The organism is Streptococcus pseudopneumoniae ATCC BAA-960 = CCUG 49455, from assembly GCF_002087075.1.
In the GTDB taxonomy this organism is placed as follows: Bacteria; Bacillota; Bacilli; order Lactobacillales; family Streptococcaceae; genus Streptococcus; species Streptococcus pseudopneumoniae.
The window spans coordinates 1-13,744 of sequence record NZ_MWSM01000071.1; the positions used below are offsets into that span (position 1 = coordinate 1).

The window sequence follows — 13,744 nt, forward strand, 5'->3', positions numbered from 1 at the left end:
TAGGAACTATCCGTGAGTTCCCTAGTCTGGAGATTTTTCAATATACTTCGTTATTGGGCGGTTACGTTGTATCTACAGGAATGTTTTGACGCTCCAAGTATTGCGGTGTGACGATAAGGACATTGCCATTCGGGTTGTAATCGTGCCATTCTGTAGAGGTTATAAAGTTTTTGGAGGAAGCCATGCCATTTTGCAAAGTACGGTCAATTAACTGGTGTCTAGATAAGAAAGCCTTTTGTTCTGAAACAGCCAGATCCATCAATTGATACCAAGTTCTGAGTTTCCTTTGAGCTTGTTCATCAAAACCAGGACTCGTTCCTTCACGGCTGATTGATAGGGTAATCAGTTGCCTTTCCTGGCTCCAAGCCTCTTGTCCAATCCGATGCTGTTGCCAGGCTTGGGAATACTTTAAGCTACTCCCTATTCCCAGCGTTACAATAATAATCGCTAATAGTTGACCGATTAAAATCAAACTAATGATTCCTCTGACAGGCACTTGCCCTTTTATAATCTGCATCAGGTGTATCTTTTTTATCCCAACTGCGAAGAGTTGAGCGAAAAACAGGGAGATCGACAACAAGATGAGATTATAACTGAGCAAGCCTTCTCCTATGGTCATTAGGGATTGCGTTGGAAGCGACAGAATTTTTTGCATAAGAATGGCGAGCAAGCCAGCTAAACTGAAACCAACAGCTATCCCTTTCAAATCCTCACCAACTGGTCTAAGGAAAATGGACCACCGTTTCTCTCCTGAAATGAGGCGAATGCCCGACGACCGTAATTGGCTAATTTGACTAATTAAAGTCAGTGCTACAAAGGTTAAGATGAAAATCAATAGACTGATTAACTGAAATCCGTTACTAAAGATAGCCATTAACGTAGATAGTTTAGATGGAATTGTCAGGTGCATGTTAGTCAAGCCAAGTTGACTTAGCTCCTCCCTTAGCAAGTGAATATCTAGGTGTCCACCGAATACAAAATAGTTTGTTTCAACACTACTACTTTGAGCATCTTCTAGTTTTTTTCCTGAAGCCCATCAGGCAACTTTCCGTCCCCAAAGGTCGTATAAGAAAAAACTGTAGTACCTTCTGAGTTAGGATCTTGGTGTTGAATCGCAATAAAGCTATCCGTTTCTTCTGCTAGTTTTTCCAAGCGTGTAGCAATATGCTGAAAAGTTGTTTCAGGGGAAGAATCACGTACAACAACGTTGGGGTAGTAACGGGAGACATATGTATCAGTCCAAATGGTAAATACCCAAACAAAGAACAAACTAGCAAGCAGGTTGGATATGAGTATAAATAATTTTTTCATAGTGCATTCCTTATTCTAAAACAGAGGGCAGAAATACCCCTGCCCTCTATAAACTAACAAGCTTACTAAACTATTGATAGAAGTAACCGTATCAAGTGCTAATAATGCTTGAGTTAATTTACAAGAACCTACTCCAGTGAAATGATCCTATCACATTGCCGTGCTTGCTCCATGTTATGCGTAACAATCAAAATTGTTTTACCAAATTGATCTCTCAAAGTTCGAATCAAATCGAATGCTTTTTGAGACATTTCAGGATCTAACGATCCGGTTGGTTCATCTGCTAGGACAATATCTCCGGGCTTTAAAATAGCTCTCACAATCGCAATTCTCTGCTGTTCACCTCCCGATAATTCATTGACTTTACTATTTAACCGATTTTGTAGACCAACAAATTCTAGCGTTTCCTTGATTCTCTGCTCTTTCTCCTGTCTAGAGAAATTCGAAAAAGTCATGGCAAGCATCAGGTTATCTTTCACACTAGATGTAGAAATGAGTGCATTGGATTGAAAAAGATAGTTGATGACATTCCTTCGATAATGAACTGCTGATTGCGAATTTACCTTAGGCAAAACTTTTCCGTTGATTAGGATTTTACCACTGTCAACAGTATCCAATAGTCCAATCATATTGAGGATAGTCGATTTTCCAGAACCAGAAGGTCCTACTAAAGCTACAAATTCATTTTCCTCAATATCAAAGCTTAAGTCTTTGAAAATTTCTCTTGAACCAAATTGTTTTGATACATTTTGTACTGAAATTCTAGACATGAGATTACTCCTTAAATGATTGTATGATACTCTCTCCTTCTTTACGGAACAAACTGAAGTAAAGAAGCATTATCTGAAAAGCAAATGTAGCTAGTGTCATGACTATTCCCAACTTAGAACCCACCAAGATAGAAACGATTAGTTCCATCACAGAAAAACTAATAATGAGAGAAACCACACCAATATATCTTTTCCATGGTGAGAATCCCATAAAGTATTGGACATACAATTTTTCTTCAAATAACAAGCGGTACATTAAGACAAAACTCCAGAAAATAGCCATCATCGTAATGATGATAATCGCTATAATCGTGCCGAAAAGATAAAATGTATAACTCAGATCTTTTTGAAGACCATTGATAAAGTTCTTGACAGTTGTAAAACTCAACCGATTATCCGTTAAATCTGGAAATTCTGTTTCTAAAACGGACACTACCTGTTCCATTGTTTCCCTATCACGAATCTTCAAAAGACCATTATAGCCGCTGACAACTAAGTTTGCCGACTCCATGAAATATAGATTCTCTGGTGTTGAGACAAAAATAACTGGATTCTCACTAGTTGTACCATAAGAAATGGAATCTGACCAAGTAAATATTGGTCGAGACGGTTGGTAAACCTTGAACATAAATTTCGGATTTTCTGTGAAATTAGTTTGTAAATCTCCCGGTTTTACAGTGACACTTTCCTGTAAATAAGCCTTCATCGCCTCAAGTTCTTCTGTATTGAGCGTGTTAGGTAGAAGATAAAGTCGAGTACCATTCCTCATCTCTAGCAACTCCTCATCACTTAGGGGAATACCTAACTCTTGCAGGTAATTATAGGAGAATTTCAAATACCAAAATGGTTTTTTAGGGACATGTTGGTATGTCCCATAGACTGCATCAAGGTACTCCTGATTAAGAAATTTTCCTTGGGCAATATAGACACCTGGAAGCTCAGATATACGCTGGTAAAAGTTATACATACTACGCTCAAGGGAATTTGTAGTTCCTGCATATGTACCTACATCATCTCCCTCAACAAAGCTGGAGATAACGTACATATCTTCAACATTTTTCCACTCCCTAGATACTTTCATATTATCAATAAACTGATTCGTTGGAGCATCTAAAGAGTAACTGACTGCGATTAACAAACCAGCTACCAAGGTATAGAATAACAAGCAGGTTACCATTAAAGGCTTCATTGGTAATCGTTTATGAATTGCGGCTAATGGAGAAACCGAATAAACAATAATCGTTGGAATAATGAATATCAATAGTAGCAACAAGACTGAGAGGCTGACTCCAGCAAAAACTAGAATAAACGATGATAAACCAAAACTAGACCAGCCTGACAACAACCAACTACATAAAGAGATAATTGGAATAATGTAGATTGAAAATAGTAGAGAATTTTTGAAAAAAGCAGACCATAATTCTTTTCTATCCCATCCTAAAAGAATCAATGTTCCGAAATGTTTAAAGGATTGAAGAACACAGATTAAGAATAGAATCAGTAAAATGAAGGCATTTACTAAGATGCTGATAGCAAGTATTATTCCCCAAATTCCCTGATCAGTACTACTTCCAAAACTTTCTTTTGTCAAATCCTCAACAGAAATACCTGACATCTTTGAAAGATGCAACAGAAAGTTATCTCTTGAGACAGCATCGTGGAGACCATTGATATGGTATATCCCATTGATCGTATTAGTGTTTTGAAAAGTATAATCTAATCGTTCAATGACTACAGGTGTGCTAAATAATAAATCTGGAAGCTCGTAAAGCATATTATTTGAGCCTTTGTCAAGTCCAATAGTCATACTATTATCACTATGAGATAATAAATCTGCAAATTGTTGTTGTGAGACTACTATTTTACCCGTACTTTCAAAATCTGAAAAACCAGCAGAGCTGCCAAGGATGTCTATATAAATCCTATTTAGACCTTCTCCTGTATCACTACTTTCAGAACGTTTTGTCCATATGGACAAGTCACTCTGTTCTAAAAAATAATTAAATACATCTTGTGATTGCTCTTCTGTTAACTTCTGAAGATAAACTGTTACAGTTTCGGAATGATGATTATAACTCTGCCATGACTGTTGATACTGTAAACCTGCTAAAAAAATTGCCACCAGAGCAAGTAAGACACTCTGGATGGCAATCAAAAACAGGATTAAGTATTTCATTTTACCTAATAACATGTTTTTGTATGTCATAGGTACTTACCTACAATTCCAGTAACATTCAGCTGTAGCAGTTCCGATGAATTTAGAAACACGTGCTTCTACTCCAGGTGATTGCCAGCCTGAGAATGCCCCGTTAGCAGTTGCTGAGTGTTCGTAAACACTAGACTGAACATTTGAATAGCTCCAAAGGCCAGCAGTACGACCATAATCCCAATAAACTGCAGTACCTTTATACCAAACTGTTGCAGCTGAAACAATCGAACCACCTGCACCAGCTAAAGTCAGTGCAAGTAAAGATGTTGTAATTATTTTTTTTATGCTTTTCTTCATCGTAAAGCCCTCATTTCTTTCACTTAAAATCTAACAATAACAATGACTGCATTTAGAAATATCAACAAATCATACCCTAGTACATCGGAATCCCTTCTTTCTAATTAAAAATTAGATAAAACAGAAATACTATATAGTTAATAGTATTTTCATCATTTAATCAACTAATCAGCCTTCCCAACATCAAGACCATTGGACTTCTTTTGCGATTGCACTCGAATCTCCAATTGTTTATTCTTCTGAATAAACTGTTGGTAAGGAATTGTATTACTAAACATAAAAACACCTAGCAATGCAAATGTAACTAATTTTTTAATTCCACGTTTTTTTCTCATGCAATGAAACCCCTTTCTTTTTATTCTAACAGATATATTTTATTTAGTCAAGTATTTTTATGTAATTTTTAACTTTTTTTTTGTTTATTACCATAAAGAATTATTTATTCCTTTAACTTGCTATTTTGAACTAAAAACTTTATAATGAAATTAAGCAAATAGGAAGGTTTATTATCTTTAATGAATACACTCGCAGAGAAATTCAGATTGAAAAGAAAAGAGTTGAGACTCTCCCAACAAACTCTTGCAGAAGGAATTTGTGAACAAAGCCAGATTAGTAAAATTGAGAGAGGGCATTTCATTCCCTCCGCAGACCTTTTGTTCAAACTCTCCCAACGACTCGAAGTGCCATTAGATTATTTTTTTAATGAACAAATTGAAATTAAATCTAACCTCTCTAATTTCAAGCAATTATCTGCTCGACTATTAGATGACAGAAATTATGACAATTTGGAATATATTTATAGAATAGAGATTGAACGAAGTACTTTTCTAACACTAGAAGACCGAACTTACCTTGAATGGATTAAAGCTATTATTGACTTCTATCAATATGACAGTAAGTGTGAGGCAATTTCTTCATTGGAAAATATATTATTAAAAGTCTCCTCAAATACTCTGATTTATTTAAAGGCGTTGAATACTCTATCTAATTTCTATTCCTTAGAGGGTCGTGAACAAGAATATGAGGCAAACTACTCTCATTTGATGGAGTTATATCAGACAAAAAATTTTGAGCATCAAGAGTTTTTATTTGGCTACATCAGAGTTCGTTACAACTACGCTCACTACCTAGTGTCAAAGGAAAAATATAACGAAGCCATCCAAGAAGCTCTTGAGACGATTGAACTCTGTAAACAAAGACAGACAAGCTACCAACTGGCTCCTCTACTTATTCTTGTAGGAAATGCTGGAGCCAAATTTCTAGACAAAGAACAAGTCAAAAATTATTATATAGAAGCAAGAGAGTTATGTAAGATTTATAACAATCCTTTAATGTTGATGAAGATAGAAAATTATTTGAAGGAATTAGATACTGTTTAGTTAATCTTGACATTATAGTTTTTCTGAAACGTTAAATAACCTGTAAGGCTGATAGTGAAATGAATACTATCAGCCTTATGATTATGTGACTATTAGTTCGTCTCGCTCCGTTAGGTGCGAGACAAAAAAACCACCCGCTATGCGGGTGCAGTTCATTCAACACCTGATAGTATGCGTTTTTAGGATTTTAAATCCTGATTGCTTAGTCTCTTTTTCATTATAGTTCCGTTTGATTTATAGTTTCATTAATTCTATGGAGATTCATCATTTTGAGTAATAATAGTTCTTCCAGAAGTTAAAGATTTCATTTTATCCTTCAAGTGTCTGTATTAGATAATATGTTCTAAATTCCTTATATCTTGTTAGGATTTGGGTAGAATCATTGATAACAGACTGTTGCAAATCTAGTCAGCTGAATGATTTATATTTATCTATTTTTCTAGTAACCAATCTATGATATTTTTCTTCTCAATACCATTGTAATTTGCTGTTGGCTGAATCGTATCCATTGTTAATAGATATTTGGGGAATTGATCTTTAATGGCTTCTAGTGGTCTAAGTTCTCTGTCTAGTGTTTCTGGAGCAAGTGTTGTTTCACTGACTTGATAATAAGCGTAGTGACCAAGATCAGTTACAACAACAAAATCAACGTCATATTTATCTAAATTACCAACATATACTTGTGAATATCTACGTCTCAATTCCAAATAGACAATATTTTCCAAAATATGACCAATATCTTCTTTGTGGTCTGGCAATAAGAGATGTCGTAAACCTAAATCAACGGGATAGTATTTTTCTAAGCGTTGTAATAATGCTCTGCCTTTTACATCAAAACGTGGAACGGAATAAAAAAGCAAACTATCTGTCAAAGTCGTCAAATAATTTTCCAAAGTATTATGGGAGATTGAAACGTTTTGGCTGACCAGGGTATTACGAATCTTATTTGTTGATATTAAGCTACCTGTACTACTGAGAAGGGTTCGGACAATGCGCTCAATAATAGTAGGATTTGGATTTCCCAATCTAGTGACAATATCATTTAACAGTATGGAGTTATATATTCCTCTGAGATAGTCAATTTTTTCAGCGTAAGATGATGTTTGTAATAAGTAAGGGAAAGCACTAAAGAGATAATTGTTAAAAATTTCTGTTGTATTCAGATTTTCTGTGAGAGATTGACCTGATAGATATTCTTCAAATGACAAAGGAAGAACCTCTATCTCAACATACCGACCAGTTAAGTTTGTTGCTAATTGGCTGCTCATAAAGTAGGCGTTTGATCCAGTCAAATAGAGGTCAACATTTGGTAGGATGAATAGGCTATCTGCAACTAGTTCAAATTTTTCAACATGTTGAATTTCATCTAAAAAGATATAGTATGTTTTCTCCCCAACTAACTGCTCTTTTATATAAGCGAATAATGTTTGAAAATGTCGCAGATCATAGTAACTCAAATCTTCGAAATTGATGGATATAATCTGATCCTCGTCTACCCCAGTTGCTAGTAACTCTTCTTTATAGAGTTGAAAGAGAACAGATTTACCAGCTCGTCTAACTCCACTAACAACTTTGATGATTTGTCGGTCACGATGTCTTCTTAGAAAGTCTAAATAATGTGGTCTTTTAATATAGTTCATAATAGATACCTCAAAGATAGTATAATACAAACAGTAATTATTTTCAAATATTTAGAAATAATATTTAATTTGTTTGATTATTTCTAATTGTTTAGAAATAACATCTGGAACTATTTAAATATCTTCAAGATAGAAAAAGAAATTGTACTTGTTGATGTTGAATCATTTGTGTTAACAAGTCATTTAGAAGCATTTAAGAAATTAGTGAAATGAAAAACTCATGGCAGAACAAATTGTTGGGTATATGGTCTATTACTAACAACTACTGCTAGTTTATGAGATAGATATTTAATTATTCTCGGATAAATAGGATAAGCGTGCTGAAAACTTAGATATGACAAACAAAATAAAATTTTTAAAAGCTACAGAGAAACATGGTATAATGTATCTAAAGGAGGTAGCATATGTCCTTAGATATAGATAAAGAAAAGATGGCAATCATGGGAATAGCTTTTGAAAACCGATCCGTTTTTAAGAGTGTTTGGTATGCTTTAAGTACAAATATGATTGAAGGATGGCGACCTACGGTTAGTGATGTTGAAAAATTACGAGATGAAGCTCTTGCTCTGGGGATGACTTAATGAAGCGCAACTGTTATGAGTCTTATGACTATGTTGATCCGGATAATTTATATACCGATCCGGGTTCTTCAGTTCTAAGAAATAAGCAGGAAGGAAAAAAGCACGCGAGCTTGAATATCGTATGATTGCTAGTAAGAGTTTGAAATTATTTATCAATCCTATCTTAGTTAATAGTTTAAAAGTAGTTTGTTTCACAACTGCATAAGCTTAGAAAAGTTGAAAAGTGATAACTCTTTAATAAACTCTTGGTTTGTTAAAAGATATTTTGTCCACTACATTTTTTCAATTGACTATTATTTGTCATAGATATAACAGATAGAACATTGCATTCAGAATAATGAAAAACGCATCAAAAATGGTGCGTTCTGTTTTTATGCTACCATAAAAGGAGGACAACAAATTGAAAATTTTTAAGGGAGAGTTTTATCGAATCTCTGTATTAACAGACAAGTTAGTAAGGTTAGAATACTCTCAAGCTGGAAGTTTTGAGGATAGAACGACACAACTTATCTATAATAGAGATTTTGGTCAAGTTTCGTTAGATTATATCGAGACATCAAACGTACTAGATATTATGACGGACTATTTTCATCTGCACTTTAATAAAGGAGAATTTAACGCCGAAAATTTATTTATAGAATTAAAAGGAAATTTTGCCGTATATGGTAGTCGCTGGTATTTTGGTGAATCTATTGAAACGTTAAAAGGAACAGCTCGGACTCTGGATGAGGCAGATGGAGCAATCTCGTTAGAAGATGGAATTATTAGCAGAAATGGTATAGCCTTATTGGATGATTCTAAAGGATTTATTTGGGATGAACAGTCTGGTTATATTGAGAGAGAAAATCAAATTGACTTGTATTTCTTTGCTTATGGGCATGATTATAGAGGAGCAATCAGAGACTTTTACCATTTGACTGGTTCAACACCCTTGTTGCCAAGATACGCTTTAGGCAATTGGTGGAGTAGGTATTGGCCTTATACGTCGGATGAATACTTGGATTTAATAGACAGATTTGAAACAGAGAAAATTCCATTATCTATCGGTGTTTTAGATATGGATTGGCACATAACTGAAATTCCAGCCCGTTTTGGAAGTGGCTGGACAGGATATAGTTGGAATAAAAACTTAATACCTAATCCAGAACAGTTACTGCAACAACTTCATGATAGAAAGTTAAAACTCTCCTTAAATGTCCATCCTGCTGATGGTATACGGGCTTATGAAGAAGCTTATCCTCAAGTCGCAAAACGATTGGGGTTAAATGTAGAACTAGAGGAACCTGCTATTTTTGATTTTTTTAATCCCTCTTTTAGAGAAGCCTACTTTAAAGATGTTCATTATGAGCTAGAAAAGCAGGGAGTAGATTTTTGGTGGATTGACTGGCAACAAGGGACACAAGGCATGTTGGATCCACTGTGGCTTTTAAACCATTATCACTATCAGGATAGTTGTAAAAATGCAGAAGGTGGTTTGATTTTATCAAGATATGCAGGTCCTGGTAGTCATCGCTACCCTGTTGGTTTTTCAGGAGATACCATTATTAGTTGGAATTCCTTAAGATTTCAACCTTATTTTACAGCGACAGCATCTAATATCGGTTATAGTTGGTGGAGCCATGATATCGGTGGGCACATGCTGGGGGATTATGACGAAGAGCTACAAACCAGATGGCTACAGTTTGGCGTTTTTAGTCCGATTACTCGATTACATAGTTCTAGAAGTCCCTTCAATAGTAAAGAACCTTGGTTTTTTTCAGAAACAACATCTAAGATTATGAAGAAATACCTTCGTTTGAGACATCAGATGATTCCCTATCTATACACTATGAATGTAAAGACACACGAGGAAGGTGCCCCATTAATCAGTCCAATCTATTATTTCTACCCAGAGAATGATGAGAGTTATAATGTTCCAAATCAATACTTTTTTGGAACAGAACTGATGGTGGCTCCCATTGTAGAAAAGATGGATTTGGCATTCCAATCTGCAAAAGTGGATGTATGGTTCCCTGAAGGTGAATGGTATGACTTCTTTTCAGAGAAAAAATACACAGGTGGTGTGAAGTTAAGTGTTTATAGAGACATTTCGACTATGTCTGTGTTTGCAAAAAGTGGTGCCATCATTCCCTTGGTTGGTTCTGAGATAGGTATGGGTGTTGATTTACCTGAAGTTGTAGATTGGTATGTATTCCCAGGCAAACAACATTCTTTTGAAATGATTGAAGATCAAAATGGTCAAAGATATAAAACAAGATTATCAATCGACTGGGAAATGGGGATGGTAGAGTTAACATTACATGGAGATTCTAGTATCGTTCCAAACAATAGAAAACATAGAATTCATTTTAAAGGAACGAATGTGTCTATCATTGAATTGCCAAATAAGAATGATACAGCTAGATTTGAATGGAAAGATAATAAAAGGACATCCCTAAATGACGAAGTTTTTAGACTACTAAAGACGGCTTCTCTTCCATATGAATTAAAAGATAGATTGTTAAATCAATTCATCAATGCCAAAAATTCTCATGACTTAATGAATATCTTGCATCGTCAGGACGAGGAATTGAGAGGGCGTTTGTTGGAAATGATATTTACTAGCCAAAACTAATTGAAATAATTAGAAAGTCATTTGTTTAGTGTATATGAAGCTTCGGTATGGCATTTGTCATCATTGGTCACATTGAAAATGTGAAATAAGCACCTACAACATAGACTTTACAACACTTCATGTTTCATATCATGGGGTGTTTTTCTATTTAAGTCAAAGCCAATCAAAAAATCTCACTATTCATCAGGCTAAAAGAAACCTAATCATAGTGAGATTGTGAATTATAGTAATTTTTGTATCGCCTCTTCAATTTGTTTTGGGTTTGTTTTTGAAGAGAAGCGTTCAACGATCTGCCCATCACGACCGATGAGAAATTTAGCGAAATTCCATTCGATTCGTTTTCCTAGTGGGCCAGATTTCTGGTCTTTCAACCAAACATAGAGGGGATCTGCTTCTTTGCCGTTGACCTTAATCTTGGCAAAACGTGGGAAGGTGGTTTGAAAATGTAGGCTACAGAAGGCGTTGATTTCCTCTGCGCTGCCGGGTGCTTGTCCCATAAACTGATTGCAAGGGAAATCCAATATTTCGAAGCCCTGATCTTGATAGCGTTCATAGAGTTCTTGAAGTCCTTGGTACTGGGGCGTTAAACCACATCCAGTAGCAGTGTTGACAACCAAGAGAACCTTACCACGATAGGTCTCTAGTGGAGTTTCTTGCTTGTCTTGGTTCAAGACTGAAAAATCGTATAGTGAAGTCATTGCTTGCTTTTCTCCTTCTGTTTGGTATTTTTAGGAGTTTTCTCCTCCTGTAGTGATAGAAATCCGTAGGTCAGGGTTCCAAAAATGCTACCGATAATCAGGCCATACATTAGGAAAGGAACACTTTTATCGAATTGCACGAGCAACTTCCCAAAATCTGAAAAGGACATCTGCTAAACGAAGACTTTATGAAAGATGAGTAGGGTAAAGAGGCCAATCTGAATACCGATAAACACAATCCAGCTTCGGAATTTGATTTGGCCTTTGCTGTAGGTTTTGAGGATAATTTCTGACTTGTCATCTTTTTCCAGCTGGAGTTCTTTGACGACTCTTTGAGTTTTTAAAGTAATGAAAAAAATGAGTCCAAAATAGATGTAGGGTATAACATTTCGAACAATTTCTATAAAGCTTCCGAACAAAATATAGAATAGGAAGAGAATGAAGGAAGAGTAAAAGATTTGGATCATGGAACGGGCGCAAGCCTTGTAGATAATCTCTTGCCGGCATTCATCAAAAGGGCCTTGGATATGAAAGAGATTTCGAAGTAGGCGAGTGGTGAAGTCTTCTTTTTTCATGTTAGTAATCTCCTAGATGAGTGGTTTTACTGACTTTCTTTTACGAATTGATAGAGATAATAAAGATAAGTGATAGAAGAAAGGCTAGCGATAGTCAGCAGTAAATAATATTTCCAACCGCTTGAGATGAGCATCAGTTGTGGTAAAGATAGAATCATAAAGTACAGTGCTAAGTTGAGTATGCGTGTTTTTTGGGAGTCAATCTTTAGATAAGTTAGCCCTTTGTTAAGTGCTGGAATAAAGACTAGCCCGAGGAATATCTCGCTGATTGGCAAGTTCCCTGAAACGATGATGAAGATGAGCAGGGAACTGAACAAAAGATGATAGGTAAGTAAAGTTACTAGTGATTTCATAAGGCACCTCCTAATCCTGGTCTTTTTTAGCTCTTGCAATACGAAGTGAGTCGACAATATGTATCATCACTCCGAAAAAGAAAGCTCCCAGTATAGTTTTAAAAATATGTTTTGTATTTAGAAGAGAACTGATAAAATTTGGATTTTCACTTGTTAGGGTATCAATGAGTGGAATTATAAAAAATATCACTGTTCCATAAATCGAACCTGCTTTCAGACCAGGATAACGTAACTGTTTCTGTTCTTTTTTCATGAGTTTCCTCCTAATCATTATCCTGATTTTTCTTGGCTTTTGCAATGCGACGGGAGATGATAATTTGTATAATCACTCCGAAGAAGAAAGATTGGAGAATACTTGAAAAAATATTTTTAAAAGTGAGAAGAGACTGAAGATAGTCCTGACTCTCACCTAGCAGTATATGGAGAAGAGGGGTTGAAAAAAAACTCATTAATCCATAGAGTAGACCTGCTTTCATACCAGGGTAGTGTAGTTGATTGCTTTCTTTCTCGCTCAGCATATCTGGATCAATAGCTGTAATCCCTGTTTTTTTGGTTTGGGAGAGCACATAGAGAGCAGAAATCATCGAAATGCCGAATACCACAAGAGGATAGCCGATAGCGACAATTTGTGGGTATTTATAAGCGAGGACAAAGGGGATGAGATTTCCAAATGTCATCAGATAAAAGAGGATGATAAAGACTTGATTGCCAATACGATCAGCCTCGCGTCGTTTGTGTTCATCAAGTGGTCCTGAAATGCCATAAATGCGTTTGATCAGTTTTTCCGTGAAGGTTTCTTTTTTCATAAGTTTGCTCCTTTTTTAAAAATTATCCTCCCAAAAGAGACTGTTGAGGTCAGTTTGGAGGCTGCGGGCGAGATTGAGACAGAGTTCCAAGGTTGGATTGTACTTGTCGTTTTCAATCATATTGATGGTCTGTCTCGAGACACCGATATCCTTGGCTAGTTCTAGCTGGGAAATGCCCAGTTCCTTGCGAAATTCTTTCACACGATTCATCTGGTCTCCTTTCTGATTTATGTCGTATATATTTGACTATATTATATTCTTTTAAATATAAAGTGTCAAGTATTTTTGACATATTTTTGAAGAAATAGTAGTCTCCTTGTCCGATTATCACATTAAAATGAAAGCTCTTCTAGGCATAAGAAAACACCTCTGAGTTATACTTGTTGTTCAATCACAAACACAAGAAAGGCACAGAAATGCAAAACCATTATACTACAAAAGCCAAACATTTGACAATCGATAGCCGTCGCTTAATCGAACGATGGAAAAAGGAAGGGAAATCAAATAGAGA

At 35.6% G+C, this 13,744-nt stretch carries 14 protein-coding genes and 2 pseudogenes; 3 read left to right on the forward strand and 13 right to left on the reverse strand.

Annotated features, from left to right (window positions below):
- Positions 1-64 precede the first annotated feature (64 nt).
- The 6 genes and pseudogenes from B4W83_RS13855 to B4W83_RS13755 form a co-directional block, all read right to left on the reverse strand.
- Positions 65-874: pseudogene (locus B4W83_RS13855) on the reverse strand (hypothetical protein); the annotation flags it as partial.
- A 140-nt stretch (positions 875-1,014) separates the two neighbouring features.
- Positions 1,015-1,311 carry a hypothetical protein gene (locus B4W83_RS13860; RefSeq protein ID WP_007284909.1) on the reverse strand — a complete coding sequence of 99 codons (297 nt, stop codon included), beginning with the start codon at positions 1,309-1,311 and terminating at the stop codon, positions 1,015-1,017.
- Between the two features lie 128 nt (positions 1,312-1,439).
- On the reverse strand, positions 1,440-2,081 hold the full coding sequence (locus B4W83_RS11675; protein WP_000087002.1) for an ATP-binding cassette domain-containing protein: 642 nt from the start codon (positions 2,079-2,081) through the stop codon (positions 1,440-1,442).
- Positions 2,082-2,085: 4 nt separating this feature from the next.
- Complete coding sequence (locus tag B4W83_RS11680) at positions 2,086-4,287, reverse strand: ABC transporter permease (RefSeq protein WP_000221426.1); 2,202 nt, start codon at positions 4,285-4,287, stop codon at positions 2,086-2,088.
- A 6-nt stretch (positions 4,288-4,293) separates the two neighbouring features.
- The gene (locus B4W83_RS11685) at positions 4,294-4,587 is read right to left on the reverse strand and encodes a hypothetical protein (RefSeq protein WP_000748217.1); all 294 of its coding nucleotides are present in this window, start codon (positions 4,585-4,587) and stop codon (positions 4,294-4,296) included.
- Between the two features lie 164 nt (positions 4,588-4,751).
- Positions 4,752-4,922: a PhrA family quorum-sensing system peptide gene (locus tag B4W83_RS13755; RefSeq protein ID WP_001227862.1), complete on the reverse strand. Its 171-nt coding sequence runs from the start codon at positions 4,920-4,922 to the stop codon at positions 4,752-4,754.
- A 180-nt stretch (positions 4,923-5,102) separates the two neighbouring features.
- Between B4W83_RS13755 and B4W83_RS11695 the strand changes: the two genes are divergently transcribed.
- On the forward strand, positions 5,103-5,966 hold the full coding sequence (locus B4W83_RS11695) for a helix-turn-helix domain-containing protein (RefSeq protein ID WP_023939185.1): 864 nt from the start codon (positions 5,103-5,105) through the stop codon (positions 5,964-5,966).
- A gap of 431 nt (positions 5,967-6,397) precedes the next feature.
- Here B4W83_RS11695 and B4W83_RS11700 read toward each other — a convergent pair whose 3' ends face one another.
- Positions 6,398-7,606 carry an ATP-binding protein gene (locus tag B4W83_RS11700; RefSeq protein WP_001106636.1) on the reverse strand — a complete coding sequence of 403 codons (1,209 nt, stop codon included), beginning with the start codon at positions 7,604-7,606 and terminating at the stop codon, positions 6,398-6,400.
- Positions 7,607-8,010: 404 nt separating this feature from the next.
- On the opposite strand from B4W83_RS11700, the gene B4W83_RS13070 reads away from it, so the two are divergent.
- Together B4W83_RS13070 and B4W83_RS11715 are read left to right on the forward strand one after the other, a co-directional pair.
- On the forward strand, positions 8,011-8,187 hold the full coding sequence (locus B4W83_RS13070) for a hypothetical protein (RefSeq protein WP_000050747.1): 177 nt from the start codon (positions 8,011-8,013) through the stop codon (positions 8,185-8,187).
- Between the two features lie 400 nt (positions 8,188-8,587).
- Positions 8,588-10,801 (forward strand): glycoside hydrolase family 31 protein, encoded by a 2,214-nt coding sequence (locus B4W83_RS11715; RefSeq protein ID WP_000688705.1) that lies wholly within the window; start codon positions 8,588-8,590, stop codon positions 10,799-10,801.
- Between the two features lie 221 nt (positions 10,802-11,022).
- On the opposite strand, the gene B4W83_RS11720 is transcribed toward B4W83_RS11715, so the two are convergent.
- From B4W83_RS11720 to B4W83_RS11745, 6 genes and pseudogenes are all read right to left on the reverse strand, one after another.
- On the reverse strand, positions 11,023-11,499 hold the full coding sequence (locus tag B4W83_RS11720; RefSeq protein ID WP_000203041.1) for a glutathione peroxidase: 477 nt from the start codon (positions 11,497-11,499) through the stop codon (positions 11,023-11,025).
- A pseudogene (locus B4W83_RS11725) lies at positions 11,496-12,074 on the reverse strand (DUF3278 domain-containing protein). The gene B4W83_RS11720 and the pseudogene B4W83_RS11725 overlap by 4 nt, the downstream one beginning before the upstream one ends.
- 26 nt (positions 12,075-12,100) lie before the next feature.
- Complete coding sequence (locus B4W83_RS11730; RefSeq protein WP_000839388.1) at positions 12,101-12,427, reverse strand: hypothetical protein; 327 nt, start codon at positions 12,425-12,427, stop codon at positions 12,101-12,103.
- 10 nt (positions 12,428-12,437) lie between these two features.
- The gene (locus tag B4W83_RS11735; RefSeq protein WP_000712156.1) at positions 12,438-12,680 is read right to left on the reverse strand and encodes a hypothetical protein; all 243 of its coding nucleotides are present in this window, start codon (positions 12,678-12,680) and stop codon (positions 12,438-12,440) included.
- Between the two features lie 10 nt (positions 12,681-12,690).
- On the reverse strand, positions 12,691-13,233 hold the full coding sequence (locus B4W83_RS11740; protein ID WP_000712341.1) for a DUF3278 domain-containing protein: 543 nt from the start codon (positions 13,231-13,233) through the stop codon (positions 12,691-12,693).
- A gap of 15 nt (positions 13,234-13,248) precedes the next feature.
- A complete protein-coding gene (locus tag B4W83_RS11745; RefSeq protein ID WP_001082471.1) occupies positions 13,249-13,443 on the reverse strand; it encodes a helix-turn-helix transcriptional regulator in 195 nt (64 codons plus the stop codon).
- Positions 13,444-13,744: the final 301 nt, after the last annotated feature.

Coding starts and splice junctions, on each gene's coding strand:
- B4W83_RS11685 (WP_000748217.1), bottom strand. CDS start 4,587: ATGAAGAAAAGCATAAAAAAAATAATTACAACATCTTTACTTGCACTG.
- B4W83_RS11730 (WP_000839388.1), bottom strand. CDS start 12,427: ATGAAATCACTAGTAACTTTACTTACCTATCATCTTTTGTTCAGTTCC.
- B4W83_RS13755 (WP_001227862.1), bottom strand. CDS start 4,922: ATGAGAAAAAAACGTGGAATTAAAAAATTAGTTACATTTGCATTGCTA.
- B4W83_RS11700 (WP_001106636.1), bottom strand. CDS start 7,606: ATGAACTATATTAAAAGACCACATTATTTAGACTTTCTAAGAAGACAT.
- B4W83_RS13860 (WP_007284909.1), bottom strand. CDS start 1,311: ATGAAAAAATTATTTATACTCATATCCAACCTGCTTGCTAGTTTGTTC.
- B4W83_RS11745 (WP_001082471.1), bottom strand. CDS start 13,443: ATGAATCGTGTGAAAGAATTTCGCAAGGAACTGGGCATTTCCCAGCTA.
- B4W83_RS11720 (WP_000203041.1), bottom strand. CDS start 11,499: ATGACTTCACTATACGATTTTTCAGTCTTGAACCAAGACAAGCAAGAA.
- B4W83_RS13070 (WP_000050747.1), top strand. CDS start 8,011: ATGTCCTTAGATATAGATAAAGAAAAGATGGCAATCATGGGAATAGCT.
- B4W83_RS11695 (WP_023939185.1), top strand. CDS start 5,103: ATGAATACACTCGCAGAGAAATTCAGATTGAAAAGAAAAGAGTTGAGA.
- B4W83_RS11675 (WP_000087002.1), bottom strand. CDS start 2,081: ATGTCTAGAATTTCAGTACAAAATGTATCAAAACAATTTGGTTCAAGA.
- B4W83_RS11735 (WP_000712156.1), bottom strand. CDS start 12,680: ATGAAAAAAGAACAGAAACAGTTACGTTATCCTGGTCTGAAAGCAGGT.
- B4W83_RS11680 (WP_000221426.1), bottom strand. CDS start 4,287: ATGACATACAAAAACATGTTATTAGGTAAAATGAAATACTTAATCCTG.
- B4W83_RS11740 (WP_000712341.1), bottom strand. CDS start 13,233: ATGAAAAAAGAAACCTTCACGGAAAAACTGATCAAACGCATTTATGGC.